Source organism: Parachitinimonas caeni (genome assembly GCF_030129945.1).
Lineage (GTDB): Bacteria > Pseudomonadota > Gammaproteobacteria > Burkholderiales > Chitinimonadaceae > Parachitinimonas > Parachitinimonas caeni.
Window position 1 is genome coordinate 142,755 of the sequence record NZ_JARRAF010000007.1, and the last position, 25,809, is coordinate 168,563.

Annotated in this window: 24 protein-coding genes and 1 tRNA gene; 17 read left to right on the forward strand and 8 right to left on the reverse strand. The window is 56.4% G+C overall.

The window, feature by feature from the left end; genetic code table 11:
• Nucleotides 1-86 precede the first annotated feature (86 nt).
• The 3 genes from ompR to PZA18_RS08370 all read left to right on the forward strand — a co-directional run bounded on the left by ompR (nucleotide 87) and on the right by PZA18_RS08370 (nucleotide 2,819).
• Nucleotides 87-812 carry an osmolarity response regulator transcription factor OmpR gene (gene ompR / locus PZA18_RS08360; protein ID WP_284100361.1) on the forward strand — a complete coding sequence of 242 codons (726 nt, stop codon included), beginning with the start codon at nucleotides 87-89 and terminating at the stop codon, nucleotides 810-812.
• The gene (locus tag PZA18_RS08365) at nucleotides 809-2,143 is read left to right on the forward strand and encodes an ATP-binding protein (protein ID WP_284100362.1); all 1,335 of its coding nucleotides are present in this window, start codon (nucleotides 809-811) and stop codon (nucleotides 2,141-2,143) included. Before ompR ends, PZA18_RS08365 begins: the two co-directional genes overlap by 4 nt.
• 169 nt (nucleotides 2,144-2,312) lie before the next feature.
• The gene (locus PZA18_RS08370; protein WP_284100363.1) at nucleotides 2,313-2,819 is read left to right on the forward strand and encodes a single-stranded DNA-binding protein; all 507 of its coding nucleotides are present in this window, start codon (nucleotides 2,313-2,315) and stop codon (nucleotides 2,817-2,819) included.
• 119 nt (nucleotides 2,820-2,938) lie between these two features.
• Here the strand turns inward: PZA18_RS08370 and PZA18_RS08375 are convergent, their stop codons facing one another.
• Complete coding sequence (locus tag PZA18_RS08375; protein WP_284100364.1) at nucleotides 2,939-3,865, reverse strand: LysR family transcriptional regulator; 927 nt, start codon at nucleotides 3,863-3,865, stop codon at nucleotides 2,939-2,941.
• 94 nt (nucleotides 3,866-3,959) lie between these two features.
• On the opposite strand from PZA18_RS08375, the gene PZA18_RS08380 reads away from it, so the two are divergent.
• The 5 genes from PZA18_RS08380 (at nucleotide 3,960) to PZA18_RS08400 (ending at nucleotide 10,450) form a co-directional block, all read left to right on the forward strand.
• Nucleotides 3,960-4,850 (forward strand): DMT family transporter, encoded by an 891-nt coding sequence (locus PZA18_RS08380; protein ID WP_284100365.1) that lies wholly within the window; start codon nucleotides 3,960-3,962, stop codon nucleotides 4,848-4,850.
• Nucleotides 4,851-5,002: 152 nt separating this feature from the next.
• The gene (locus PZA18_RS08385; protein WP_284100366.1) at nucleotides 5,003-5,365 is read left to right on the forward strand and encodes a 50S ribosome-binding protein YggL; all 363 of its coding nucleotides are present in this window, start codon (nucleotides 5,003-5,005) and stop codon (nucleotides 5,363-5,365) included.
• The gene (locus PZA18_RS08390; RefSeq protein WP_284100367.1) at nucleotides 5,365-5,844 is read left to right on the forward strand and encodes a YehS family protein; all 480 of its coding nucleotides are present in this window, start codon (nucleotides 5,365-5,367) and stop codon (nucleotides 5,842-5,844) included. Before PZA18_RS08385 ends, PZA18_RS08390 begins: the two co-directional genes overlap by 1 nt.
• Nucleotides 5,845-6,012: 168 nt before the next feature.
• Nucleotides 6,013-9,261: a S41 family peptidase gene (locus tag PZA18_RS08395; protein ID WP_284100368.1), complete on the forward strand. Its 3,249-nt coding sequence runs from the start codon at nucleotides 6,013-6,015 to the stop codon at nucleotides 9,259-9,261.
• A gap of 382 nt (nucleotides 9,262-9,643) precedes the next feature.
• Nucleotides 9,644-10,450, forward strand: a complete 807-nt coding sequence (locus tag PZA18_RS08400; RefSeq protein WP_284100369.1) for a hypothetical protein — start codon at nucleotides 9,644-9,646, stop codon at nucleotides 10,448-10,450.
• Between the two features lie 156 nt (nucleotides 10,451-10,606).
• On the opposite strand, the gene PZA18_RS08405 is transcribed toward PZA18_RS08400, so the two are convergent.
• Nucleotides 10,607-11,137 (reverse strand): hypothetical protein, encoded by a 531-nt coding sequence (locus PZA18_RS08405; protein WP_284100370.1) that lies wholly within the window; start codon nucleotides 11,135-11,137, stop codon nucleotides 10,607-10,609.
• A 383-nt stretch (nucleotides 11,138-11,520) separates the two neighbouring features.
• Here PZA18_RS08405 and PZA18_RS08410 point away from each other — a divergent pair, with 383 nt between their 5' ends.
• The 3 genes from PZA18_RS08410 to PZA18_RS08420 are packed head-to-tail and all read left to right on the forward strand — an operon-like array spanning nucleotide 11,521 to nucleotide 13,068.
• A complete protein-coding gene (locus PZA18_RS08410) occupies nucleotides 11,521-11,691 on the forward strand; it encodes a hypothetical protein (protein WP_284100371.1) in 171 nt (56 codons plus the stop codon).
• A gap of 51 nt (nucleotides 11,692-11,742) precedes the next feature.
• Complete coding sequence (locus tag PZA18_RS08415; RefSeq protein WP_284100372.1) at nucleotides 11,743-11,904, forward strand: hypothetical protein; 162 nt, start codon at nucleotides 11,743-11,745, stop codon at nucleotides 11,902-11,904.
• 54 nt (nucleotides 11,905-11,958) lie between these two features.
• A complete protein-coding gene (locus PZA18_RS08420; RefSeq protein ID WP_284100373.1) occupies nucleotides 11,959-13,068 on the forward strand; it encodes an MvdC/MvdD family ATP grasp protein in 1,110 nt (369 codons plus the stop codon).
• A 226-nt stretch (nucleotides 13,069-13,294) separates the two neighbouring features.
• On the opposite strand, the gene PZA18_RS08425 is transcribed toward PZA18_RS08420, so the two are convergent.
• Nucleotides 13,295-15,595 (reverse strand): NHL repeat-containing protein, encoded by a 2,301-nt coding sequence (locus PZA18_RS08425; protein ID WP_284100374.1) that lies wholly within the window; start codon nucleotides 15,593-15,595, stop codon nucleotides 13,295-13,297.
• 235 nt (nucleotides 15,596-15,830) lie between these two features.
• Between PZA18_RS08425 and PZA18_RS08430 the strand changes: the two genes are divergently transcribed.
• Nucleotides 15,831-17,048: a M24 family metallopeptidase gene (locus tag PZA18_RS08430; RefSeq protein ID WP_284100375.1), complete on the forward strand. Its 1,218-nt coding sequence runs from the start codon at nucleotides 15,831-15,833 to the stop codon at nucleotides 17,046-17,048.
• Nucleotides 17,049-17,110: 62 nt separating this feature from the next.
• On the opposite strand, the gene PZA18_RS08435 is transcribed toward PZA18_RS08430, so the two are convergent.
• From PZA18_RS08435 to PZA18_RS08445, 3 genes are read right to left on the reverse strand one after another with little or no spacing between them, the layout of a single operon-like run.
• Nucleotides 17,111-17,443: a YnfA family protein gene (locus tag PZA18_RS08435; protein ID WP_284100376.1), complete on the reverse strand. Its 333-nt coding sequence runs from the start codon at nucleotides 17,441-17,443 to the stop codon at nucleotides 17,111-17,113.
• 42 nt (nucleotides 17,444-17,485) lie between these two features.
• Nucleotides 17,486-18,868 (reverse strand): M16 family metallopeptidase, encoded by a 1,383-nt coding sequence (locus tag PZA18_RS08440; RefSeq protein WP_284100377.1) that lies wholly within the window; start codon nucleotides 18,866-18,868, stop codon nucleotides 17,486-17,488.
• A 4-nt stretch (nucleotides 18,869-18,872) separates the two neighbouring features.
• Nucleotides 18,873-20,195 carry a M16 family metallopeptidase gene (locus tag PZA18_RS08445; protein ID WP_284100378.1) on the reverse strand — a complete coding sequence of 441 codons (1,323 nt, stop codon included), beginning with the start codon at nucleotides 20,193-20,195 and terminating at the stop codon, nucleotides 18,873-18,875.
• Between the two features lie 369 nt (nucleotides 20,196-20,564).
• On the opposite strand from PZA18_RS08445, the gene PZA18_RS08450 reads away from it, so the two are divergent.
• The 3 genes from PZA18_RS08450 (at nucleotide 20,565) to PZA18_RS08460 (ending at nucleotide 22,158) form a co-directional block, all read left to right on the forward strand.
• A tRNA-Phe gene (locus tag PZA18_RS08450) sits at nucleotides 20,565-20,640 on the forward strand.
• A gap of 176 nt (nucleotides 20,641-20,816) precedes the next feature.
• Nucleotides 20,817-21,437, forward strand: a complete 621-nt coding sequence (locus PZA18_RS08455) for a BspR family type III secretion system anti-sigma factor (protein ID WP_284100379.1) — start codon at nucleotides 20,817-20,819, stop codon at nucleotides 21,435-21,437.
• A gap of 115 nt (nucleotides 21,438-21,552) precedes the next feature.
• Nucleotides 21,553-22,158: an RNA polymerase sigma factor gene (locus PZA18_RS08460; protein WP_284100432.1), complete on the forward strand. Its 606-nt coding sequence runs from the start codon at nucleotides 21,553-21,555 to the stop codon at nucleotides 22,156-22,158.
• Nucleotides 22,159-22,244: 86 nt separating this feature from the next.
• Here PZA18_RS08460 and PZA18_RS08465 read toward each other — a convergent pair whose 3' ends face one another.
• Nucleotides 22,245-22,703, reverse strand: a complete 459-nt coding sequence (locus tag PZA18_RS08465) for a type III secretion system chaperone (protein ID WP_284100380.1) — start codon at nucleotides 22,701-22,703, stop codon at nucleotides 22,245-22,247.
• Entirely contained in the window at nucleotides 22,700-23,140 is a 441-nt protein-coding gene (locus PZA18_RS08470; RefSeq protein ID WP_284100381.1) for an ATP-binding protein, read from the reverse strand. Before PZA18_RS08470 ends, PZA18_RS08465 begins: the two co-directional genes overlap by 4 nt.
• Nucleotides 23,141-23,377: 237 nt before the next feature.
• Between PZA18_RS08470 and PZA18_RS08475 the strand changes: the two genes are divergently transcribed.
• Both PZA18_RS08475 and PZA18_RS08480 read left to right on the forward strand, forming a co-directional pair.
• Nucleotides 23,378-24,022: a hypothetical protein gene (locus PZA18_RS08475; RefSeq protein ID WP_284100382.1), complete on the forward strand. Its 645-nt coding sequence runs from the start codon at nucleotides 23,378-23,380 to the stop codon at nucleotides 24,020-24,022.
• The gene (locus tag PZA18_RS08480) at nucleotides 24,023-25,807 is read left to right on the forward strand and encodes a hypothetical protein (RefSeq protein ID WP_284100383.1); all 1,785 of its coding nucleotides are present in this window, start codon (nucleotides 24,023-24,025) and stop codon (nucleotides 25,805-25,807) included.
• Nucleotides 25,808-25,809 lie beyond the last annotated feature (2 nt).

Here is a 25,809-nt window from a genome sequence, read left to right on the forward strand (position 1 = left end):
CTGGATAAACCTGGCCGTTTGCCAAGCCATACACTCTCTGACATCTGGTCCCCCATCCGGGCGGCGGCCTTTTCTTTTAGATACCCATGACGACAACTGCCAAACGCATCACGCTGATTGATGACGACGAGAAACTGCGCAATCTGGTCCTGCGCTATCTGACCGAGCAAGGATTCATCGTTGATGCCTACCCCGATGCCAGCAAGCTGGATCAACGTCTGCAGCGCAACCGGCCCAATCTGCTGATACTGGACCTGATGCTACCGGGCGAAGATGGCCTGTCGGTCTGCCGTCGCCTGCGCGCACAGGGTGACAGCCTGCCCATTCTGATGCTGACGGCACGCGGTGATGAAATCGACAGGATTCTCGGCCTGGAGATGGGTGCCGACGACTACCTGCCCAAACCCTTCAACCCACGCGAACTCCTGGCACGCATCAATGCCATCCTGCGTCGTTACAAAGAACCCTCAGCCCTCGAAGCCCCGCTGACAGAAGGCGAAACCTACCAGTTTGGCGATTTTGAGCTGGATGTCGGCAACCGCCGCCTGACGCGGGCTGACCACACCATTACCCTCACCAATGCCGAGTTTGCCTTGCTGCGGGTATTGGCCTCGCATCCGCGCCACCCCTTATCACGCGAACGACTGCTGGAGCTGGCACGCGGCCGTGAACACGAAGCATTCGACCGCAGCATTGACGTACAGGTCTCACGCCTGCGCAAGTTGATCGAACCGGAACCCGCCGAGCCGCGATACATCCAGACGGTCTGGGGCTTTGGTTATGTGTTCGTACCCGACGGCGGCCAACGTTGAGCGCTTCGAAAGCCTCCTGGATTCGCCACGTCCGCCTGTTCCCGCAGACCATCTTCTGGCGCCTGACCTGGCTGATGATTCTGGTATTGGTGATCTGCCAGGCGTTTGTGCTGGTATCCGTCGCACAAAGCCGGCTGAAGATGGTAGCCAGCCAGGTCAGTGATGAAGCCATCGAAGTGCTGGCCCAGCTGGAAACCCAGCTTGATGGCCTGAGCCGCGCCGAGCGCATCGCCTATCTGGCCGAATACAACGTCCCCTATAACACCCAGCTACTGCCCATCAACGATCTGCGAGCCCCCTCGCCGCAAGAGATTCCGAGCGACTTTCTCACTCGGGCGCTGGCCAAAAAGCTGCGGGAGAGCCTTGCCCAGGTCAAGGAAATCCGGGTTCAGAACGAGCCTAAATACGCCCTGTGGCTGCAGGTTGGCATGCTGGATGAGACCTATTGGCTGGTGATTCCACTGGGCCGGCTCAAAGCCAATCCCACCTGGCCAATCATCTTCAGCGCCATCACCTTCACCATTGCCGCGCTGGTGGCGGCGGGTCTATTTGCCTGGAAAATCAACCGCCCACTGCGCCGCCTGACGCAGGCTGCTGCGGCATTGGGCCGTGGAGAACAGCCGGAGCCATTGCCCGAGCATGGCCCACTTGAAGTCAAAGGCTTGTCGCAAAGCTTCAATCGGATGATTGCCGACCTCGAAACCAATGAGCGGGAACGGGCAACCATGCTGGCGGGAATCTCGCATGACCTGCGAACGCCACTGGCCCGGCTCAAGCTTGCAGTAGAAATGATGCAGGACGACAGCCTGCGCCCCGGCATGGCCGAAGATGTCGAAGACATCGAGCGGATTCTTGGCCAGTTCATAGACTTCGCCCGAGGCGGAGCTGGCGAGTCCCCGCGCCCTTGCGACCTCAACCAACTGCTCGGCGAGCTGGCAGAGCGTTATCGGCGTAGCGGTCAGTATCTGGAGCTGGAGCTGGCGCCTGACCTGCCTTTGCTGGACGTGCGGCCGCTGGCAATCAATCGCCTGCTCTCCAACCTCATCGAGAACGCCCGTCGTTATGGCGCAGCGCCATTCTGCCTGCAGACCCGGCTGTTGCAGGGAGGGGTGGAACTACGGGTCAGCGACCACGGCCCCGGTATCGCCGCAGATGCCATCGACGAAGCCTTGAAACCGTTCCACCGCCTGGATAGCGCACGCCGGGCCGATGGCGGTAGCGGCCTGGGCCTCGCCATTGTTGATCGCATCGTCCGACTGCATCGGGGTGAGCTCCACCTGCAAAACCGCAGCGAAGGAGGGCTCGAAGTCGTTATCCGCCTACCTTTATAAGCAGTACTTCAAAGGTTCTGATTTCCAGGTTCTGTTGGCACATTCCAGGCGCACGCCATGCTCATGGGCCAGGCCCCATTGCAACACTTCCCTATCCCGGCAACTGCCCGATGGCAGCCATCTGCTAAAATGCCCGGTTTGGTAATTATTGATTTCTAGGAGACCCCCCATGGCTTCGTTGAACAAGGTCCTGCTGATCGGCAACCTCGGCCGCGACCCCGAAGTGCGCTATATGCCGAACGGCGAAGCCGTCTGCAATTTCAGCATCGCCACCACTGACAAGTGGAAAGACAAGAACGGCCAGCAACAGGAACGTACCGAGTGGCACAACATTGTGATGTATCGTCGCTTGGCTGAAATTGCGGGTGAATACCTGAAGAAGGGCAGCCAGGTGTATCTGGAAGGCCGTCTGCAAACTCGCAAGTGGCAAGACAAGACCAGCGGCCAAGACCGTTACACCACCGAAGTCATCGCCGACCAGATGCAGATGCTGGGTGGTCGCGGCCAGACTGGCGGCACCGGTTACGACGCCCCGCCTCCTGCCGACTATGGCGACTCAATGCCACCTCAGCGTTCGGCGCCTCCGCAACAGCGCAGCAGCGCCCCGGCGCCCCAACGCCCGGCCGCTCAGAAACCCCAGAGCTTTGACGATTTCGAAGACGATATCCCGTTCTGATCGTCACCGAGGCCGCACGCTGCAACAGCCCTGTCCCGACAGGGCTGTTTCATTTCTGGCCGAGCCCGACCGAATTCTGCGGCATGTGGTGGCCAGCAACGCAACATCAAATGGGGCTATCACGAAGATGGCGCTGAAACCGCCAGATGCTCAATCAGGTAGTCGATCATTACTCTGAGTTTGGGCGCGACAAAGCGGTTTGATGGGTAGAGTAACCACGCCATACCCGCGTACAGATTCAAGTGCTCCCAGTCAGCCAGCACCGGCAGCAAGGTTCCGGCATTCAGCGCGGGGCGGGCGGTGAATTCAGGCAGGCTGGCAATCCCCAGGCTATGCAAAGCGCCTTCCAGCCGCACCTCGCTGTGATTGGCAACATAACGCCCCCGCACTGCCACCGTGACCTCCTCTTGCCCGCGCTGAAAGCGCCAGTGCCGGTCACGTTCATCCTCCCCAAGATACAGACAACTATGCTGCGCCAGTTCGCGCGGGTGGGCCGGGGTGCCGTGCGCGGCCAGATAGGCCGGGCTGGCACAGATCAGATGGCGCATTTGCATGAGTGGCCGCCCAGCCAGGCCGGGGGGTGGCGCCTCGGTGATACGTATCGCCAGATCCACAGGCTCTTCAAACATATCCACAACCCGATCGGTCACGATCAGTTGCACATCCAGCTCGGGATAGCGTCGCAGAAACGCCGGCATCAGCGGGTGCACCACCAGCCGGGCAATTGCCTTGGGCATGCTGACCCGCACCAATCCGCGTGGTGCCGCCGCATAGGCATCTGTCAAGGCCATCACGCCGCGTGCAGCTGCCAGCATGTCCTGACAGCGGGCATAGGCGATAGCGCCCGCTTCCGTGAGTCTTAGCTTGCGCGTAGTTCGCTCCAGCAAGCGCAAACGTAAAGCCCCCTCCAGCCGTGCCACCTGCCGGCTTACCGCAGAAGGCGTCAACCCCAGCTGTCTGGCTGCCTCCGAAAAACTACCGGTTTCCACCACCCGGGCAAAGACCGCCATGTCCGGCAAGTTGTCGAGCGTCTGATTTATTCCCATTACGCAAAAGTCTTGTTCATTTAGGGCAGATTATCATCCTGTCTTACCAAATGGATAATGCTGTCCTGCACAATAAAAATTCAAGTTCTTCGATATGACCACCCTTGCCCTTCACCCCTCCCCTGCTTTGCTCCGACTCTCCGACGCCGCCCTGCTGCTGGTCGCACTGGTCTGGGGAACCAGCTACGGCGTTGCCAAAGGTGCGCTGTTGTTCTATCCCGTCATCGGCTTCATTGCCATACGCTTTGGCCTGACTTTTGTTCTGCTGCTGCCCAGTCTGCTGCGCGCCAGTAGCCGCCAGCGACGACATGCCCTGCGCAATGGACTGCCGCTAGGTTTGCTCCTGCTTGGCATCTTTCTGGCCGAAACCTATGGCGTGGCGCAAACCCAAGCCAGTAACGCAGCGTTTCTGATCAGCCTGTGTGTGGTCTTTACCCCATTTGCCGAATGGTGGCTGTTGCGTCGCCGCCCCAATCAACAAGCATTTGTCTTCGTTGGCATCTCTCTGCTCGGCACCCTGCTGCTCAGCGGTGGTGTGAATCTGCAGTTCGGATTGGGTGACGGCTTGATGCTGGTAGCAGCCGTCTTACGCGCCCTGATCATGGTGATGACCAGCCGCTACGCCCGCGAACGCCCTACCCCGGCATTGGCGCTGACAGCCGTGCAAGCCGCCGTGGTCAGCATAGGCTGCCTGGCCATAGCAGCCCTCACCCCAGCCGAATTGCCGGCCCTGCCAAGCGCGCCCTCCTTCTGGCTTTCCACCCTGTATCTGGTACTGGGCTGCACAATCTTTGCCTTCTATGCCCAGAACTGGGCCCTGCGCTACAGCAGCCCCACCCGCGTAGCCCTGCTGACCGGCGCCGAACCCGCCTTTGGCGCGCTTTTCGCCATATTCTGGCTGGGCGAACACCTCTCGCCCACAGCCTGGCTGGGCGGAGCGCTGATTGTTGCCGCAGCGCTATGGGCCAGTAGCCGGCGCCATTGAGGGCCTGTGCGATAAGGGGCAAGCCATCTTTACTCCCCGTGCTTTGCCCTATAAACAAGGGGCCGACGCCCGTATGCCATGTTACAAAATCCGCAATATGGCACCGGCAGCCATTACAATCGCCCCCTTTTTATTTTTCTGGAAGCCACATCATGAAACGCTGGATTGACCGTTGCTCGAACACCCGCACCCATCGCCTCAACCCCCGCCAGCGCAAGAAGTACCGCTTGGGCGAGTTTCAGGAGCTGGGGTTTATTCTGACTGGCACGTTCAAGGCCAGCCTGGAGCATGAGGCATTTGAAGCTTATGTCGATGAGATGCTGGCCGAGGCCACCCGCCTGGGCGTGCAATGTGGTGGTAGCTTTGGTCTGGATGAGTTCGAGTGTCTGATTGCGCCGTTCAAGGGCTCGGTTACCGAAGAACAGCGGGCAGCACTGACGGCCTTCGTCAGCCAGCATGCACTGGTGGCAAGCTGCGAGGCCACTGCACTGATCGACGCCTGGTATCGCAACTGATGGCCGCCGCTCACAACCGGGTCAATAACGACGTCTTGCGCGCCGTCCGCTACATGCTGGATTTGAGCGATGTAAAGGTTGTAGACCTGTTCAAACTGGCGGACTGCATCGTCAGCAAGGAAGAGGTGCTGGCTTTTCAGAAACGGGAAGACGAGGACGGATTTATCGAGTGCAGCGATGAACTGCTGGCCCGCTTTCTGGATGGTCTGATCTACTTCCGGCGCGGCAAGGATGAAAGCCGGCCGGCGATTCCGCTGGAACTGCCGCTGTACAACAACGCCATTCTGAAGAAGCTGCGCGTCGCCTTCGAGCTGAAAGAAGAAGACCTGTTGCTGATCATGCAAAGCGTTGATTTTCGTATTTCCAAGCCCGAGCTGAGCGCTTTTTTCCGCAGCCCGGACCACAAGAACTATCGCCGTTGCGGCGACCAGTTTCTGCGTAACTTCCTCAAAGGTCTGACCTTGCGTCTGCGCCCTTGATGGCTGGCTGATGGCGCCCTCAGCCAGGGCGTCGTCGGCTGCCGCCTTCCGATATTTCCCCTCCAAAGCCTTTCATACCGCCAATCCGCACCGCTTGTCTCCTGCCTGCGCACGAGAGCGCCTAGGGCGGGCTACACTGAGACAAACGCCTTTTTCTTGGTGCAAGTCATGCGGATTTTTCACTTTGTCCTGGCGATTTGCCTAAGTCTGCCCATCGGTTTCGCTTTTGCAGCCCCTGGCTATTTCCGCTTCCCTGCGGTGGGAATTGATCAGGTGGTGTTCACGGCGGAAGGGGATTTGTGGTCGGTACCGCTCACAGGCGGACGTGCAAGCCGACTAACCAGCCATGTCGCACAGGAAATCCGGCCTGCCATCTCTCCCGATGGCCAGTGGCTGGCTTTCAGCGCGTCTTATGATGGGCCGCTGGAGGTGTATGTCATGCCGTTGGCGGGGGGAAGCCCGAAGCGCCTGAGCTTTTATGGCCGTCGCAACTTTGTATTGGGCTGGACCGCACAGGGCGAGGTGATCTTCAACAGCCAAAGCCCGATGGGGCCGGACGGGCATCGGCAGGTCAATCTGGTCAACCCTAATACCTTGCAGCAAAAAACGCTGCCGCTGGCCAACATCAACGATGCCGCCTTGTCGGCTGACGGCAAGACGGTCTGGTTCGGGCGGCTCGGATTAACCGCCAGCAGTGGCGACAATGCGCGGTTTTATCAGGGCGGTCTGGCCGCACATCTCTGGCGCTTCGATGGCAGCAGCGAAGCCCGTTTGCTTGCGCCCGGCTATGCCGGCAATGATCGCCGCCCCATGTGGTGGCAGGATCGCCTGTACTTCATCAGTGATCGCGACGGCTGTGACAATCTCTGGTCAATGCAGGGAGACGGCAACGACTTGCGCCAGCACACCCAGCACCGGCAATTCTGTATACGCGGCGCCAGTCTCGGACATGGTCGCATTGCCTATCAGCTAGGAGCCGATCTGCATATTTATGATATCGCTGGCCAAAGCGACCGGCTGTTGCCGATCCAGCTGGTATCCGATTTTGATTCGGCGCGTGACCGTTTGCTCAAGCGACCGCTGGATAACTTTGAATCCAGCAGTTTTGGCAGCAATGATGAGCGGGTCGTGGTGGTGGCACGCGGTCGTATCGTCATTGCCGGAACCGGTCCACAACGCCGGGTGGATATCCCGACACCTGCGGCCAGCCGCGCCCGTGACGCGGTGCTGAGCCCGGATGGCAAGTGGCTGTACCTGATCAGCGATCAGAGTGGCGACAACCAGCTGTGGCGCTACGCCAGCGATGGCAGCGATCGCGCAACCCAACTTACGTTTGATCAAGCCGGCCAACGGGAATCACTGACCCCATCGCCAGACGGTCGCTGGCTGGCGCACCGCAGTCGCGATGGCAAGCTGTGGGTGCTGAATCTCGGCAGCGGCAAGAATGATCTGATTGACACCGCCGACTCGGCCGACCACCACGATGTGGTCTGGTCAACCGATAGCCGCTATCTGGCTTTTACCCGATCCGCCAGCAGCATGCAGCGAGAGCAGCTTTTTCTGTTTGAGCTTGCCAACCGGCACAAAGAGGTGCTGACTTCGGACCGCTACGAGTCCGGCTCGCCTGCCTTCAGCCCGGATGGGCGCTGGTTGTACTTCGTTTCCAACCGTCACTTTCAGCCCACCACACGCTCACCGTGGGGAGATAGAAACCTGGGGCCATTCTTCGACCGGCGCGGCAAAATTTATGCGCTGGCGCTGCAAACCGGCTTGCGCTTTCCTTTCCTGCCCGATGACGAACTCAGCGCCAGCGAATCCACACCAGCAAGCCCAGACCGGCCTTTACCTGCAGTGCAATGGGCTGGTCTGGCAAAACGACTGCATGAAGTCCCTGTGTCTGCCGGCAACTACCAACAGCTGGCCCATGACGGCAAACGCCTGTATGTGCTGGAAGCTGACGCCAGTGGCAGCAAAAAGCACCTCAAGACCATTGCCATTGACAATCAGGACGTCAAAACCGAGCTGTTTGCCAGCGATATTCAAGATTACGCTCTCAGCCCGGACCGCAAGCATCTGTACCTGCGCCGAGCAGCATCCGGTGGTGCCGGAGAGCAATTGGTGGTCGATGCCGGCGCCAAGCTGCCCGGCGATACCGGCCACAGCACCCTTCGGCTCAGCGACTGGACGCTGACCATCTCGCCACGCCAGGAATGGCGGCAGATGTTTTTCGATGCCTGGCGCATGCACCGTGATGGTCTGTTCGATGCCCGGCTACGCGGCGTGGATTGGCAAGCGGTGCGCGATAAATACGCCCCCTTGCTCGACCGGGTTACCGAGCGGGCTGAATTGCAGGATTTGCTGGCACAGATGGTGGCCGAAGTCGGCACCCTGCACTCCGCCGTGTACTCAAGCGACAACCGCAGCAACCTCGACAACCACAGCGCGGCCTATCTGGGTGCCGTCATCGAAAAGGAAGTCAGCGGCTACCGCATCAAGCATATTTATCGCGGTGAGCCCGAGCTGCCCAGTGAGTATTCGCCCTTGGCCCAGGCGGGCGTCGATGCAGAAAATGGCGACCTCATCATTGCCATCAACGGCCGCAGCACCCTTGGCGTGCAGGACATCGCCGAACTGCTGCAGAACCAGGCAGGCCAACAGATCTTGTTGACCCTGCTGCGCGGCAAGCAACAGATCAAGACCGTTGTCACCCCGATCGACTCGGCACGTCATTCCAGCCTGCGCTACAGCGACTGGGAAGAGAGGCTGCGATCAAAAGTGGAACAAGCAGGGCACGGCCGGATCGGCTATCTGCACTTGCGGGCCATGGGCGGCGAGGACATGGGCACTTTTGCGCGGGAGTTTTACGCCCAGTTTGATCGCGACGGCCTGATCATTGACCTGCGCAACAACGATGGCGGCAATATCGACAGCTGGATCATGGAAAAGCTGCTGCGCCGCGCCTGGGCCTTCTGGCAACCCAGAGATGGCTCGGTCGCCTACACCAATATGCAGCAGGTATTTCGCGGGCATCTGGTTGTGCTGATTGACGAGCTGACCTATTCCGATGGCGAAACCCTGGCGGCGGGCATCAAGGCATTGCAGCTGGGGCCTTTGGTCGGCAAACGCACAGCGGGCGCCGGGGTCTGGCTTTCTGACAAGAACAGCCTGATTGATGGTGGTATGGCGCGGCTGGCGGAAACCGCCCAATTCTCCGTGAAATCCGGCGAGTGGCTGGTAGAAGGCATCGGCGTCAGCCCGGATATCGAGGTCGATAACTTGCCGCACGCCACTTACCTGGGCCGCGATCAGCAACTGGACCGAGCCGTCGAATATCTGCAGGAAAAGCTGCAACAACACCCCATCCCCACGCTGCGGCCCAAAGCGATTCCCCCTCTACGACACATCAAGCCAGACTGAATGACGAAGCTTTGAGAATTCGCTTTGTGTGATGACTTACCGGCAAGCCGTCTCGATTTCTTTCCACACTGCATTGTTCCAACCTGATACGCAGAGCACCTCTGAAAAACCGTGAAATTAAATAGAAACAACGTTACTGAATTTTAAACAAAATAAAAATCATTTAATGTCAAGAGAACAATTTAACAAGCATATTAAAGCAATAACTCAATACCCCAGGCGCGCAAACATACCATCTGAAAATATCAACCAAAATCATCCAGTTACAAAACAAAAGAGAGACGCATCAACAATACTGCATCAAACGTTAAAAATTACAGTCTTTGTGATCAAACTTGATGATAATATTCATTTCTCCTGATTTGCCCACCACAGAAAACAAATGATTAATCATGCGCATATATTGGCAGGGTATGCCAGCAAATCAGGGGGCAGTTTTAGAAGTTTATTTAGTCTGGAGAATATTTTGAAAAAGTTTGTTGCAAGTACTTTCTTGTTGTCCACTATTGCAGGCGCATTGTTACTCAATACAGCACACGCCAATTCATTTGAAGCGGCACCCAAAATTACCCATGATGGCGTGGTTAAATCTGGCCAAGCCCTCATGCCAAATGATGTCGTTTATACCTATGACGAAAAGTACGCTTTGGTCATGCAAAGCGATGGCAATCTGGTATTCATGATCGACCCAGGCAAGGCCACCCAAAATGCCATCTGGCATAGCAACACCTGGGGGCATCCAGGTGCTTATTTTGTGATGCAGGACGATGGCAACGCTGTTGTCTACGACGCGGGTCAACCTGCCAAGCCCCTTTGGCACAGCAACACCTGGGGGAATCCGGGCGCATACTTTTCCATGTTCCTGACGCAACTACACGTCACCAAGCCGAATGACTGGGGGGGTGGCACAGTCATCTGGAAAGCTGGCCAGGAAATTGCAACCACGCCTGTGACAACCCCCTCCACCCCCACTGCATCAGGCGCCTGCCCTGGCAATGCGCAAAAGACCAGCTACACCTTTTGCGTAAAAGAGCTCGTTACAGTGCCAGGCAGTCTGAATGCATTTCAGTCCCATACTGTTTATGCCTGCAACTATAGCGAAGCCTATAACACGGTATATACCCGCACAAAGTGGCCGAGGGGCACCTTCTCCAACCCTAATCCAGTGCAAACCAATATTTGCCGCTAAGCCCATTTACCGTGGCGTTTTGTAATGCACAAACCGCATTTCGCCCAGTTTAATTTGCTTATTTAAATGATTTCGGCACGGCCAGGCCCTGCCAAGACATATGGTGGCAAATAAAAAGGCATGAGGGAGTTTTCCTCATGCCTTTTTCGCTTTTACTCACTTCATGACCAGTCGTTTTTCGATCGCCGCCACGAAATCCTGCACGGTAATGGCAGGTCCGTCGCCGTAATTGCGATGATCGCCATCGGCCGTCCATTCGCAGAGCACCGTACGCTCGGTGCCATCGAGATGGGTGCCACACTCAAGCACAAAGTAGCGGAAGCCGACCTTCTCCGGCGGCGACGCTTCAGATAATGGGACATCAAGCACGATGCCAACAAAATGCGCTTCAGCCGTTGCCCTGGGTTGTGGCAACTGCACGATGATGCCGGGGCGATCAAGAATTCTCCCTCGTGTCACGGCAACCTCTTCAACCCGATAACCATCGGCCTTCTCACCGACGTTTTTCTCAGTCACCCCCCAAGCCCAAGCCAGAAAGTCCATCTGCTCCTCCGAGCCAATAATGGCAAAGAAGCGCAAAGGGTCTTCCTGACACAATTGCCGTAGCGCCTGATGCGCAAATACGTAATGTACATTGCGCGGCTCATCCAGCAACTCAGCCGCTTTGAATTTTTTCTTCCAGAGCATTGCAATCTACCTTGAATGGCCAATTCCCACCCAAATAATACAATACAAATCCACCTCGCAACACATTGAAAATAATATTAAATCTTTTAAATTAATTTAGCATTTACTCAACAAATCCACACCAAACACCATCCAAACAGATTAAAATTTACAACCCACATCCTCATACCTTCGGCCAATATTTTGAATTACTGGCCAACACAACAATCATCCAATCGCTAGACAGCGGGAATAAGCCGAGGTAGTCTGCACTCGGGCTAGTATTTAGCACCTCTACGATGCTTTATTAATAGCCCGGCCTGTTTCAGCCAAAACAATCAGCATGACTTCTATCTCATCGCAGCAACACGATGAGAAACGGCTCCAATAAGAGGAAAATAGATATGAAGCAAGAGCGTGTTATTGCTTTCAATACTGCTTGGGAAATCCCTGCAGAGTTACTCGACCAGGTAGCGGGCGGGAAAAAGGAAGAAGAGAAAAGTGACTGCGTAAAAACTGACAGCGGCAAAGACAATTTCTGCTCCGACCCCAACAATCCCAAGCAGAAGCTATAAATTACGCTGTCAATCACGCAATTTATCCCATTTCTCTCAAAAGGCATCATCATGCAAATCGAACCCAATACTTCTGCAGCCGAATCAACAGAGCGCGTTTTGGCATTTAGCCAAGCCTGGGAGCTTTCAGAAGAGATCCTGGAGCAAGTGGCTGGTGCCGCAGACTGTGTCAAGACAGACCACGGTAAAGATGACTTCTGCTCGGCCAAATAAGTTGCCGACAGGGCCTCTGACTGCCCCCAGCAAAGCCCGTCATCACGACGGGCTTTGTTTTTCTTTTTAATGGTAAAAACGATTTTATTTATGAATTCTGTATTCATCGTTTCACACAGCACCGATACAGATAGTCTTTATGTTTCCCGCTCAATTCAAGCCAAACAGGGTCATGTTGCAAAATGGCATACCGATCAACTATCCCTAGCCCAAACTGTCAATCTTAAAATTGGCGCCAACGGGTTTGAGTTGTCATTGGAAGATCTGGCCACTCAATCAACCTTGTTAAATGCTGATTCACAACATAGCACCGTTTGGCTACGAGCCATGCAGTTACCGGTCTTGCCTGAGCATACGCACCCAGATGATCGGGATTTTCTCAACAAGGAAAACCGGGTATTTATTGAATACTTTATCCGGTCTTTATTACCTGATGCTTTCTGGGTAAACACCTGGGCTGCCGGCCGCTCGGCTGACAATAAAATTGCTCAATTACTTCATGCCGCGCAAATTGGCTTAGCCATTCCAGAAACCTGCATTTCCAACGACCGGGAAACGGTACTCGAATTTGTCAGCCAGAACCGGCCAGCCTTATATAAGGCGTTTAATTTTCATCATTGGAAGCTGGAAAATGGTGGAGAAAAACGTGCCTACGCTCAATTGATCAGCCCGGACAAGCTACCGTCGGCAGCTCTGATGCGGGCAAATCCAGGCATTTTTCAGCAGTTCATCCGCAAGGTGGCAGACGTTCGTACGGTCTGCATGGGCCACAGCCATTTCTCACTGAAGCTGACTGGCCAGGGCAACATCGATTGGCGTCGCGATAGCGTTGCCGGCCAATTACAGGCCGAACCGTACCAGTTGCCAAAGCCTATTCATGATCTTTGCCTGAAAATGATGAGGCACTTCGGCATCGCCATTGCCGCCTTCGATTTTGCGCTGGATGCAGAGGGCCGTCTGGTTTTCCTGGAATTGAACGAAGCAGGGCAATTCCTGTGGATGGAGGAAACCTGTGCCGACTTGCCGATACTGGATGCCTTCAGTGAATTCCTGCTGGCGGGGCGTAACGATTTTGTCTACGCCGCCCATACCCCTCGAATCCATCTGGCCGACTTAAAGGCAACTCGGCAGCAGGAATGTGCCGCCAGTGCAGAACCCGCTTGAATATGTCGGGTGCATGATGGCTCTTGCGCTCGTTTCAGGGCGACGCGCCTTATTCAATCCATCAGGCGATAGGGTTGTCGCCAGAGAAGGGCCAAGCCGCGTCTATAACGTGTTTCGCTGCCAGACCCTATCCAGCGAAACGTGATCCGGCGAAACGTGATCCGGAAACAAAACGTCAACAGCGCCTAAAAGCGACTGGTGGCCTTTTTCTCGTCACGACCTGTCCCTACATACACCCGGCCTTGCCATACCAAGTGGATTCTTCACCCAAGTCCAGTAGTCCCGCTGCATTCAGAAAGTAGACATGGCGATCTTTTGACGAAACCCCAAGATAGGACTGGGTATCAGCATAGGCGCGGTAGTAGTAAGGGTCCAGACTGGCAGATACTCCGGTAGGGGCCAGCAGACTGGCGTAGTTTTTCTCGGCCCAATCAAACAGGCAATCGGCGCTGACGTTGGCAGCCGTCAGAGAACGACCTTTGCGGATCGTATGGTTGCCGCGATCGGCGACGTAAAGCGTGCCGCTGGAATCGGCATAGACGTCTTTGGGATTGTAGAAACGCGCCGTACTGCCAATGCCATCGGTGGAGCCAATGCCCCCACCGCTGGTCGTGCTGCCAATCGTGCTGACCACCCCTGCCGGCGTGATCTGGCGGATAACCTGATTGTCGGTATCTGCCACGTAGACGTTGCCACTACCATCCACCCCGATGCCGCTGGGGTAGCGGAAAGTCGCAGCAGTGCCGGTTCCATCGCTATTGCCGGCCGAGCCATTGCCCGCCAGAGTGGTGACAACACCCGCCGGGGTGATTTTACGGATGGCATGATTGCCATGGTCACAGACATAGACATTGCCAGCACCATCCGCGACCACATCGAACGGTACGGAGAAGCGGGCTGCCGTGCCGGTGCCGTCGGTCAGCCCCTGCTTGCCAGAACTACCGGCAAGCGTACTGACCACGCCTGCCGAGGTAATCTTGCGCACCGTGTTACCCGACTCGACGACATACAGGTTGCCGCTACCATCTATTGCGATGCCATTGATTTCACCAAAGCGGGCGGCCGTACCTACGCCATCCAGATTGCCGACCTGCCCCGCCTGTCCGGCAAACGTACTAACGACGCCTGCACTGGTGATCTTGCGGATCGTGCTGTTGCCGGTATCCGCCACAAACACATTGCCACTGCCATCCACAGCAATCCCCAGCGGGCTCTTGAAGCGGGCGGCACTGCCGGTGCCATCAGTACTACCAAAGCTGCCAGCTTTGCCTGCCAGCGTCGTCACTTCGCCACTGGTGCTGATTTTGCGGATTGAATGATCGGTAGCATCGGCCACATAAACGTTGCCGGTGCTATCAGCCGTAACTGCGTACGGATCTTCAAATCTGGCAGAGGCACGATTGCCATCGACACTGCTACTGCGGCCGGCAAGACCAGCCAGGGTCGTCACACTGCCGCCACTGACTTTGCGGATAGTGTTGTTGACGGTATCGGCCACATAGAGATTACCGGCAGAATCAGCGACGACACTTGATGGTGCGTTGAACGTCGCCACCGCACTGGCCCCGTCGCTACTGCCCGCGCTACCACTGGTCCCGACCACGGTCGTGACAACCCCCGCCGAAGTGACTTTGCGGATGGTCTGACCACCGGCGTCGGCCACATAAAGATTCCCGCCCGAATCGGCACTGATGCCACGCGGGTCGCTGAATCGTGCTGCAGTGCCGGTACCATCGGTTGCAGCACCGCTCCCGCTGGACTGCCCAGCCAGCGTGGTGACGACACCCGCTGCGGTGATCTTGCGGATAGTGCGGTTGCCGGTATCTGCCACATACACCAGGCCACTGCTATCAACGGTAATGCTGAATGGTCCTTTGAAACGTGCCGCCGTACCGGTGGCATCGGTACTCCCCTGCGATCCGGCGGCGCCCGCCAGCGTGGTCACAACGCCTGCGGAGGTCACCGTGCGAATCAGGTGGTTGTTGTAGTCGGCCACATAAACCGTGCCTGCGCTATCAACCGCAAGGCCACGCGGTTCGGAAAACCTTGCTGCAGTGCCCGTTCCGTCACTGCTCCCCCCTGCCCCGCCCCCCGCCAGCGTGGTCACCACCCCGGTTGGCGTAATCTTGCGGATCGCGTTATTGCCGGTATCTGCCACGTAGACATTGCCGCTACTATCGGTAGCGACTCCCCAAGGCTCGGTGAAGCGTGCCGCGCTGCCTGTAGCATCGACCTTGCCCTGACTGCCGGCCGTGCCAGCGAAGGTCGTCACCTCTCCGGTTGGGGTCACTTTGCGGATGGTATGGTTATTGGCATCCGCCACGTAGACATTCCCTGTAGCGTCGATCGCCACTCCGCGTGGCGTATTGAACTGAGCAGCCGCTCCTGTGGCGTCGATACTGCTGATTACCGCCCCAGCCTTGCCCGCGATGGTACTGAAGTAAAATCGATCGGCCGCGCCTGCCGGGGGATTGATCAAACCAGCCAGCACCAGTACCAGCCCATAACCTGAATACCCTTTGCACATAGCAACTCCCCATACGGAAAACGTGGCTTTTGATGTCGTCAATCCAGGACTCTGTTGGTACGCACTATCTCCGCCCCGCCAAATCAGCTAATGCGATTGGCCTCGACGCAGCGCCGTTTTACGGCAGAATGCGATCTGGAAACAAAGTGCCAATAGCCCCCGGACTCTGCAGTCAGTGTAGACCGCTCGCTGGCAAGTCCCATCCACAATCCCCTTCAAACCGGAGAACCCAGCCATGACCCTAGGCGTAGGAGGCAGTAGCCGTGAGGCCGCACTGGCCAGCTTGCACAATATGATGGAAGGCGTGAGTGAAATCGCCTTGCCCGAATATCAAGCCCGCATTGCCAAGGCACAGACGTATATGCAGCAAAACCAGATTGCCGCTGTCTACCTGAACGCCGGTACCAATCTGGCCTATTTCACCGGCACCCGCTGGTATCCCAGCGAGCGAATGGTCGGCGCCATCCTGCCGGCCCGTGGTGCCATCGAATACATCGCCCCGGCGTTTGAAGAAGGCACGTTGCTTGAGTACATGGTGGTGGAAGGCCCGGTGAATACCTGGCACGAACATGAAAGCCCGTATCAGCTGTTTTTGTCGGTGCTGCAGCGCATGGGTCTGTCTGCGTCAGCACGGGTTGGTCTGTGTGAAAGTGCGGCGTTTTTCATCGTTGATGGCATCCGCAAGCTGGCTGCCGGCTATGAGCTGATCAACGCCAGCGAAGTCACCGCCCATTGCCGCATGCGCAAATCCGCCAACGAAATCGCCCTGATGCAGCGGGCCTTTGATATGACGCTGGCCGTGCACCAGGCCACCGCCAGCATGCTGCACGAAGGCATCAGCACCACCGAGGTGGAAGCCTTTATTGAGGAGGCACATCGCAAGGTTGGCGCCAGTGGGTCTTACTTCTGCATTGTGTTGTTTGGCGAGGCGACGGCCTACCCACATGGCGTCAAACACCCGCAGATCCTGAAAGCGGGCGATATGGTGCTGATTGATACCGGCTGCAAGGTACAGGGCTATATGTCTGACATTACCCGCAGCTATGTATTTGGCACGCCGAGTGAGCGTCAACGCTCGGTCTGGAACGGCGAAAAAGCCGCACAGGCCGCCGCTTTCGCCGCCGCACAGCTGGGCACCCCCTGCCGGGAAGTCGATGCTGCGGCCCGCCGCCAGCTCGAAGCCGATGGTTTCGGCCCCGGTTACAAACTGCCGGGCCTGCCGCACCGCACCGGTCACGGCATCGGCCTGGATATTCACGAATGGCCGTATCTGGTTGGTAGCGACAGCACACCGCTGGATGTTGGCATGTGCTTCAGCAACGAGCCGATGATCTGTATTCCCGGCGAATTCGGCATCCGGCACGAAGACCACTTCTACATGACCGAACACGGACCACGCTGGTTTACCCAACCCAGCCACTCAGTTGATGACCCATTCGGGCTGACTCGGTAACGCTATGCCCCCCCCTGAAGCAAAAAGACCGCCTTTTCGGGCGGTCTTTTTTTAGCGTGCGGCTACGCATTTCTTGGCGAGAACATGATGATTGTCATGCCAAGCAGAACAACCGCAGACCCAAGCAGATCCCAGATTGTGGGCCGAATGCCATCGACCAGCCATAGCCAGAGAATGGCCACAAAGACGTAAACCCCACCATAAGCGGCATAGACCCGGCCCGCGGCAGTGGGATGAAGCGTCAGCAACCAGGCAAACAGCGCAAGGCTCGCTGCAGCGGGTGCCAGCAGCCATGCGCTTTTTCCCTGCTTCAGCCACAAATACGGCAGATAGCAGCCCGCAATCTCGGCCACGGCAGTCAGGCAGAACAGACCGATGGTTTTGAGTTCATACATGGGGTCGCTCGGCGCCAAGTATCAGGCCAGGCCAGATTGCGTTCACTTTGGACCGAAACCATCGGCCTTGATCTCCAGATCAGTCACCTCGCCATACTGCTCGGCTACCTTGCGGATCTCGCTGGCTTTGCCAATCAGCACCATCTGCAACTTATCCTTGGCGAAATGCTGTTTGATCAAGCTTTGCACCCGCTCAGGCGTCAGGCTATCCACATCCCGGTTGAAATTATTGATGCGCTCAGCGCCGATGTCGTACACAAACATCTCGGCCAAAAAGCTCGCCAGCTGAGAACCTGTCTCGTAGCGCGGCGGAAACTGGCCCTTGATATATGCCTTGGCCGACTCCAGCGTCGTTGCATCAATTCCAGGCTGCCACAAACGTTGGTAGGTCTTGAAAGCCAGTGCCAGCGCGTCAGCCGTCTTGGCTGACTCGGTAAAACTACTGACCTTGAATACCCCTGCCTTGGCATTGCTGCTGAAGTTGCTGCCCGCACCATAAGTCAGCCCCGAACTCACCCGTAACTCATCGTTGAGCCACGAGGTAAAACGGCCACCCAATACGGTATTGATCACCTGAAGCGGTACAAAGTCCGGATGGTTGTAGGGCACTCCCGCTCCCCCAAACATAAAGGTGGTCTGGACCGAATCGGACTTGTTCACCAGCCACACCCTGGCCCTGTCGGCCTGAACCTGACCCAACTCGGCACGCGAAGGCTGCGTGCCAACGCCCCGCCAGCCGCCAAACAGGCTGTTGAGTGTGGACTTCATGCTATCCGCCTTGAAATCGCCCACCACCACCAACGCACTCGACTCCGGCCGATAGTAGCGCTGATGAAATCCAGCCAGATCCTGCCGCTGCAGCTTGGAGACACTGGCAACGGTTCCCTCAACCGGGTTGCCATACGCCCCCGAACCAAACGCCATTCGGTTGAAATACGATTTCACCACGGCATCCGGCTGCTCCCTTTGCTGCTTGAGCTCATCAACCGTCAGCGCGCGCAGCTTGCTGAAGTCCGCAAGTGCAAACGTTGGCTTCTGCACGATGTCGGCCAGCAAGGGCAGTAAAGCGGCGCTGTCATCACGCCCCATGTCGGCAGCGATCATGGTTTGCTCGAAGCCCGACACGCCGGACAGTGTCGCCCCTCTGAAGTCGAATGCCTCATTCAATTTCTGTTTCGGATACTGTCGGCTCCCAAGCAAAATGCCTTCCTGTGTCAGATGCGCCAGACCGCTTCGGTCCGCGTCATCCACTGCACCAGCTTTGATGACAGCACGCACAGACAGCAATGGCACATCATGTTTCTCCATCAGGAACACCGTCAGGCCATTCGGCAAGGTATAGCGCTCATAAGCCGGCAGCTTGAACTCCCCCGCCACGGCGGGCAGGGACAACACCATCACGGTGCTTGCAATGAGTGAACGCATCGTTTTATTCCTCCTTGGCTGCCAGCACGCCAACGGTGCGCTGCGATTTCTTCAGATATTTGGCGGCAACGGCCTTGATGTCGGCCACAGAAAGGGCCTCATAGGCTTTGGGCGCATCAAACAGTTTGCGATAGTCGCCAAAGAATGTTTCGTACTTGCCCAGCAGCGACGCCTGACCATTGATCGTTTCGAGCTGGCGGTAATACTGGATCAGCTTGAGTTTGCGAACCTTCTGCAACTCCTGCTCGCTGATGCCATTGCGCACCAGTTTGTCCATTTCAGCCAACGTGGCCTTCTCCAGCTTGGCCGCCGAAACGCCCTCTGCCGCCACAACAAACACGTTCAGCACGCCAGGATCAAAGGTTTCTGGCGCATAGACTTCCACCTCCGTCGCCAAACGCTGATCGACCAACGCCCGGTACAGCCGCGAGGTCTTGCCTTCGGCCAGGATGCTTTGCAATACCTCCAGCGCGTAATAATCGGGATGGTTGATGGCTGGCGTCTTGAACGCAAACTGCAGATTCGGGGTCGTAACCGACGCTTTCTTTACAAACACTCGCCGCTCGCCACGCTGCTCCGGCTCTACCGTGCGCACGGCCGGCGGCTTGGCACGGGCCGGAATCGGGCCGATGTACTGCTCGGCAAATTTTTTCACCTGGTCAAACGTGACATCTCCCACCACCACGGTCACCGCATTATTGGGGGCGTAATAAGTATCGAAATAATGACGCAGATCAGCCTGGGTCCAAGCTTTGATATCCGATTCAAACCCCAGCACCGGCCAGGAATAGGGATGCGCCAAAAACGCCACGGACATCACTTCTTCATCAAGCATGCGGAAATTGGAATTCTCAAGGCCTGTGGTGCGCTCCGAAATCACCACGCCACGCTCACTCTCAACCATTTTGGGGTCGATAGTCAGGCTGGCAATTCGGTCACCTTCCAGATCAAAGATCGTTTCAAGCGAAGTGGCCGGAAACCAGTTGGTATAAACCGTCACATCGGTCGTGGTATAGGCGTTGTTGGTACCTCCCTTGGCCTCCATCACCCGATCAAACTGCTTGACGCCATACTTGGACGCGCCATTGAACATCATGTGCTCAAAAAAATGTGACAACCCAGTCGCGCCAAGCGCCTCGTTACGCGAGCCGACTTTCCAGAACACATAGAAATTCGCATTTGGAATTGCCCGACTCTCCACCACCAGAAACTTCATGCCATTGCCCAGCGTGAAGTGATTCACTTTATCTACTGTCAGCGCCTGCACCGGCCCAGCCAACATCGCCAGCCCTAGACTGCCTGCCAGCAGCCGTGTTTTCCAGTTCATGATCTTTATCCCTCACAAACAATCCAGATTTACCCAATACCCGCTGAGGGGTTTACGTGGCCGGCAGTGTGCCACAGGGCCGCCCTCTCTGCGCCCACATCACCAATGGCTAGCCAAGAAAATTCAGTTAAGCGCCGACCTACGGCACTCCCTGCACCAACCCCTTATCGGAGAAATTCTCGCAACCGCCCCCACCTCAAATCCGCAAACAAACAATAAAAACATAACAAATTGATATATAAATATATTTTCAAAAAAACTCATATGCAGCCCATACTCAAACATCTGAACAACAGAGTGAAATTTAAAAATTTCCACGGAATTTGTTGACACCCACGTTCTGATAGTGTTTAATGCGCCTCTCTCGACGGCCAAGTAGCTCAGTCGGTAGAGCAGAGGATTGAAAATCCTTGTGTCGGTGGTTCGATTCCGCCCTTGGCCACCAGTTAGAACAAAAAGGACCAGCACTAGCTGGTCCTTTTTGCATTTCTGCGGTCGAAATTTGAATTGTTGGAACTGTTTTCGTTGCCCTGTCACTTACTCGATGTAGCGATGCGGAGTTCGAAGCCAAATAGCCGGCCCCGCGTCTGGGCCGCAGCCAACTAACTGATTTCGACCATCATGAAAATCACATCCAACAGCAGTTCACCTCTTTCGATTGATGCCTTTCAACAGGCCGCCAGCACCGGAACGGAAATCCAGGTTTCCGAGCAAGATGGCCAGCTGAAGTTGCTGGGAACAGGCGAAACGCCATCCCGCCGCCAGGTAGCCTGGGTAGAAGGCAGCCAGCAAGGCAATGACGCCGCTGCACTATTCTTGCAAACCTTGCTGGGCAGTTATGGCAACCGCATCGGCCAGGCGGTCGCTCGCGAACTGGGGCTGGACGCCCAGGCAGGCAAACCGCTGACTTCACGTCAGGTCAACCTGGCCATTGATATGGCAGCGACCAGCCAGACGGCATTCTCCGGTATGAATTTTTTGTCCCGCACCGCCATCTCCGCGTCAGCCAATAATGCAGAGTTTCGGGCCGCCTGCGGCGAGGCCGGAGTAAGCGCCCAATCTATAGATAGCGATGCCCGTAAAGCCATTGACCTGGTTTTTGCCAAGGCTTTCAACGCCGCAGCAGATGGCGATCGCAACCATATCGATCTACCCACAGCCCGCAGCCTGATGCGCGATGCCATCACCCAAGTGGCCAGCATGAACCAGCAAGAAGTACTTAACCTGATTTCCGGCAGCTAATCGGCAAACTTGCACCATCTGATGTGCTAGTTTTAAAAGCTAGGCGACACCCCGCCAGAGCCGGCAAGGCCACAAGTCTTGCTGCCGATTCATAAGCCCACAGACTTTGAAAATTGTGATCGCGTCAGATATTCCAGATGAGTCGGAACACGACTCCGGTAGTGGCGAGCAGACCGCTTCCAACGAAGTTCCAAGAGCCGAGCAGGAGCGCCTGTTTCGACAGCTGGTGTCTGACCACCAGACGCGCCTGTATCGCTGGGTTCTCAAGCATATCGGCCAGGCTGATGACGCAGCCGATATCGCTCAGCAGGCGTTTGTCGAAGCATCGAAAGCGATTGCCACCTTTCGCGGGGAATCCGAGCTATCGACCTGGCTCTACGGGATAGCCATGAATCTGGTGCGTAACTACCTGACACGCGCGCCGCATCGGGTACACCAGTTTGAATCGGAAGAAACGCTTGAAGAAATGCCGGGAGATGAAACCGACCCGGGAGAACAGGTTGCCAACGCCCAGATGATGCGGCACCTATACCGCGAGCTGGAAGCACTACCCGATGAAATGCGCGAAGTCTTGCTATTGGTTGCGGTCGAAGAAATCACCTACGAAGATGCTGCGGTGATGCTATCCATCCCCGTTGGCACAGTTCGCAGCCGGGTATTCCGCGCCAGGGCCGCATTACGCGAGCGTTTTCGCAAAGCCGGCGTCGAGCTTGACTTCTAATTCACCACGAATCGCCAAGGGGCAAAATGATGAAGGCTGCGGGTCACGCAGCCTTTTGTTTGTTACCGCCAGACACCCCAGCGCGCTCAAGCCTTGATACCAAAATTACGTAAAGGTGTCGCCTCTGCCGCAGAACGCGTAGATGCATTGCTTTCCAGATAGCGTGACCAGATGTCAGCCGCATCCAACAACGACTCAACTGCATGATTGATGTCATCTCTAGCCGCACCAGCCAAGGCCACTGAATACATCAAAACCAGAGACTGGCCGGGCGGGTCAATGCTCAAGGTTGCCCCCTGAGCGCCTTGCCACAGATAGTTAGCCTGCAATAAGGCCAGCAAGGCCGACTTGCCCAGCCCTACCGGCAATGCCGCCACCTCACAATGCAGCACAAACCGACCACGAGCCGAATCAAGCGCCAAGGTCACCCGGTATTTCTGGTCGAAGACCAGCGAGCAGCTGCCTCGTTCATCCAGACAAAGTGTCGGGATACCGATCAGGCTGCCAAAATCGGCAATCAACCTCCCCGGATCGGAAACAGTCATTCATCCTCCTGCGACAAGGTAGCGTTCACAGACTTGCGGATCGTCACGATATTTGCATCCGCCTCTCGCCGATATTGAACCGAATCCGCCAGCAAACGGACAAAGTGGACACCCAGGCCACCAATTTCCCGTTCTTCAATGTCGCTTTCCAGATCCGGTTCAGACAAATCAAGCAAATTGAAAGGCGCAGCGTTATCGCGAACAACCAGCACGATCAAGCCTGCATCGTTTTCAGCACTAACCTCGATTGTACCTTTGTCTACCTCAGCATAGCCGTGTTCAATGATGTTGGTGATCAACTCATCAAGCATGAGGTTCAATTCAAAGACCAATTTTGCCGACAGGCCGGTCTCGTCACCCCAACGCTCGATGTCTTGTGCCAGTGCAGCAATTGCTGTGAGCTGGCAGGGTAAGGTATGTTTTAGCGCGTTTGGCATGGCAAGTCGTTCTATCATTCGTGGCTCAGCAGACTACAATGCCAGGGAAGCAGGTCCCTGCAGATTGCCTGCGTATAAATCCGTTTCATCATAGATCTCTCCATTCGACTCGACATGCATATCGGCTCCCGCCGGACCGCAAAAATTGCGGCCAAACTTCGCCACAGCCTTTTGTGGGAGATAGGGCTGTTTTGGTTCACTATATTTACGATTGCCGTTGCACTCGGCGTATTTTCAATGGTCTGGCTACAACGCACCGCATTGGATACCTCGCAACGCGAGCGTTTCCGGGTCATGCTGACCGATCTGCGCGAGAAAGTGGAGACCGATCTCAACCTCGGTTTTGACTTGACCGATGATCGCGGCGCACAAGACCGACTGGAGCAATTGATCACTCAGGATAGAGCACTGGAGGCAGCCGAGATTTTTGATGTCTCGGGTTTGTCGCTATTCAACACCGACCGAGGCTCCATTCAGGAACTGGTACCGCCAAGCTGGCTCAAGGCGACCCATCGCCTATCAGACCACGGCATCTGGATGGTTCGTGACGGGAATGAAACCGTGCTGGGGCTACCTATCCGCAACGCTTTCGGTGAAACTGCCGGCCACTTGGCGCTGACCTTCCAGACTCACCCGCCCGACGAATACGTACAGACGCAAAAAGCGACTATTATCGGGGCAATTGCAGCTGGCGTTACACTACTGCTTGCCCTACTTGGGTTTTATCGCCTGGTATGGCGTATCACCGGTCGTGTTGCCAGTGAAATGGCATCATCAAACCCCAATCGCCCTTTTTTCACAACCAACCAAACCTTGGAACAGCTTGCAACACGCCTAGATGACGCACTGTCCACGCTGGAATCAGAAGAACGACGCATCTAAATGGATCGACGACTGGAGCTTCGATTTTCTGTGCTTTCGGGCATCTTGCTCGCCCTGTTTTTGGCCACGCTCGGTTTTTTTGCTTTTGATCATGCCCAAAAAGTCCGTGCCGCCGAGGCTCGTGCCAAGGCTCAGCTGGTCGTCAACAGCATTGCTCGTACACTGGAGCGTGCTGCCGCCGTTGGTATCCCCCTGGATGCCCCTATCGGTCTGGAAGAGCTGATCGAAAGCCGGCACAAAGAGAATCCAGAGATCCAGTCGCTCAAGATCAGCCAGCCCAATATGGCAAGCCACGGCACCGTTGCCGCCACCGTGGTTTTGCAAGGGCAGACTCTGGCCGTGGTGAGTGCCAGCCTCAACCCCGTCCCCGTATTGCAAACTGCCTTGCCTATTCTGGCTCTGGCGTTGGCATTGCTGATTGCAGGCACCAGTGCGGCCCATGAATCCTTTCGCTTTGTTTTCCGACGAGGACCGCAGTCAAGAGCCGCCGCAACCGACCGGATGATGGAAGCCATTGCCGCAGGCAAGCTGGATCAGGTGTTTCGTGGCGTTCATCATGGCGCGGGAGATCCACGCAACGAGAAGTTGATTGCTCAGGTCCGGGCAATCAACGAAAGCTCCACCCGACTGGTCAGGTTGATACGCTCGTTGCGGGCAACCGAACCCGATGCAGAGCGACGGGCTTCATTGGCGAAACTGCTGGCAGACAGCCAAGGGCATTTCCAATTTTCAAACGGCCGCCCGTCGCTAATCCGCGAAAACAGCGTGATGTCGGATGGACGATGGCTGATCGTACTGACCGGTAGCATCATCGGGTTGGCACGCGGTATTTCAGGAGGCGTACTTGAGTTACTTTGGCTATTGCCATTCGGCTTGCTGATAGGTGGGGGGCTGGCTCATACCCTGCTGCGCCATATTCCAGCCGAGCGCATGACCATGTATGGAATATTCGTATTACTGGCCTCAATCCCGGCCCCTTATCTTGTGAGTGGCAGCGTAGGCATAGGGCTATCCAGAATTCTGGGTGGCTTAGCTCTCGCCCTGGTTGCGTGCAGCTGCAGCAATGCTGCCCGGTACTTGAATCGAGAACACCACTGGACTCCTTGGGCACCAGCTGTCGTGGCAGGGCTCGAAATCAGTGGCTTACTTTTTGGTACCATCCTCCGCCCCCTGGCTGGCGAGTATGGCTACTTCGCGGGGTTTATCATCAGTATTGCGCTGATTGTCACATGGCTATCGGTGCGATCCACCCACATTGCCTGGCGATCCCGCCCTATCCCGTTGGGAAGCGGGCTGCATGACTGGTCGTCGCACCTGGCAGCATTGTTGAGCGGCCTGATCTGGTCCTGCTTATGGGGCAGCGCCCTGTTGCTGGTTGACCGGCTAGACTACGAGACGCGCCCGCTTCTGACCATTACCATTGCCATGACCATCGCCATTGGCTCTCTGCTGGGGCAGTTACCTCGACTTAAATTCATCCCCTGGCTAGCCATTCCTGCGGGCCTCATTCTGGCAATGCCTAGCTGGCCCATGCCCAATCTGTGTTTGGGTATCGGCGTTTTGCTGCTGACTGCGGGGGCTTGGCATTCCCGCCGCATCATCTGGTCCCAACTGAGGCCGAGGCTGGCAACCGAGATATTGGCTGCCACTATCGGTCTTCTGGCAATTAATCAGCTTGCTCATGGCGGCACAACCACTCTTCCCTGGCTCGTGGCGATTGCCTCGCTGGCCCTGCTGGTGCTCCAGTTCATCCTGCCTGTGCTGCGCACACCGTATCGACGCTAAAC

Excerpts from the sequence above, each read along its gene's own strand:
- PZA18_RS08400 (WP_284100369.1), top strand. The coding sequence starts at position 9,644 with ATGATTAATCATGCGCATATATTGGCAGGGTATGCCAGCAAATCAGGG.
- PZA18_RS08390 (WP_284100367.1), top strand. The coding sequence starts at position 5,365 with ATGGCCGCCGCTCACAACCGGGTCAATAACGACGTCTTGCGCGCCGTC.
- PZA18_RS08405 (WP_284100370.1), bottom strand. The coding sequence starts at position 11,137 with ATGCTCTGGAAGAAAAAATTCAAAGCGGCTGAGTTGCTGGATGAGCCG.
- PZA18_RS08465 (WP_284100380.1), bottom strand. The coding sequence starts at position 22,703 with ATGACTGTTTCCGATCCGGGGAGGTTGATTGCCGATTTTGGCAGCCTG.
- PZA18_RS08370 (WP_284100363.1), top strand. The coding sequence starts at position 2,313 with ATGGCTTCGTTGAACAAGGTCCTGCTGATCGGCAACCTCGGCCGCGAC.
- PZA18_RS08395 (WP_284100368.1), top strand. The coding sequence starts at position 6,013 with ATGCGGATTTTTCACTTTGTCCTGGCGATTTGCCTAAGTCTGCCCATC.
- PZA18_RS08380 (WP_284100365.1), top strand. The coding sequence starts at position 3,960 with ATGACCACCCTTGCCCTTCACCCCTCCCCTGCTTTGCTCCGACTCTCC.
- PZA18_RS08415 (WP_284100372.1), top strand. The coding sequence starts at position 11,743 with ATGCAAATCGAACCCAATACTTCTGCAGCCGAATCAACAGAGCGCGTT.
- PZA18_RS08470 (WP_284100381.1), bottom strand. The coding sequence starts at position 23,140 with ATGCCAAACGCGCTAAAACATACCTTACCCTGCCAGCTCACAGCAATT.
- ompR (WP_284100361.1), top strand. The coding sequence starts at position 87 with ATGACGACAACTGCCAAACGCATCACGCTGATTGATGACGACGAGAAA.
- PZA18_RS08425 (WP_284100374.1), bottom strand. The coding sequence starts at position 15,595 with ATGTGCAAAGGGTATTCAGGTTATGGGCTGGTACTGGTGCTGGCTGGT.
- PZA18_RS08475 (WP_284100382.1), top strand. The coding sequence starts at position 23,378 with ATGGTCTGGCTACAACGCACCGCATTGGATACCTCGCAACGCGAGCGT.
- PZA18_RS08455 (WP_284100379.1), top strand. The coding sequence starts at position 20,817 with ATGAAAATCACATCCAACAGCAGTTCACCTCTTTCGATTGATGCCTTT.
- PZA18_RS08440 (WP_284100377.1), bottom strand. The coding sequence starts at position 18,868 with ATGCGTTCACTCATTGCAAGCACCGTGATGGTGTTGTCCCTGCCCGCC.
- PZA18_RS08410 (WP_284100371.1), top strand. The coding sequence starts at position 11,521 with ATGAAGCAAGAGCGTGTTATTGCTTTCAATACTGCTTGGGAAATCCCT.
- PZA18_RS08430 (WP_284100375.1), top strand. The coding sequence starts at position 15,831 with ATGACCCTAGGCGTAGGAGGCAGTAGCCGTGAGGCCGCACTGGCCAGC.
- PZA18_RS08445 (WP_284100378.1), bottom strand. The coding sequence starts at position 20,195 with ATGAACTGGAAAACACGGCTGCTGGCAGGCAGTCTAGGGCTGGCGATG.
- PZA18_RS08480 (WP_284100383.1), top strand. The coding sequence starts at position 24,023 with ATGGATCGACGACTGGAGCTTCGATTTTCTGTGCTTTCGGGCATCTTG.
- PZA18_RS08435 (WP_284100376.1), bottom strand. The coding sequence starts at position 17,443 with ATGTATGAACTCAAAACCATCGGTCTGTTCTGCCTGACTGCCGTGGCC.
- PZA18_RS08385 (WP_284100366.1), top strand. The coding sequence starts at position 5,003 with ATGAAACGCTGGATTGACCGTTGCTCGAACACCCGCACCCATCGCCTC.
- PZA18_RS08375 (WP_284100364.1), bottom strand. The coding sequence starts at position 3,865 with ATGGGAATAAATCAGACGCTCGACAACTTGCCGGACATGGCGGTCTTT.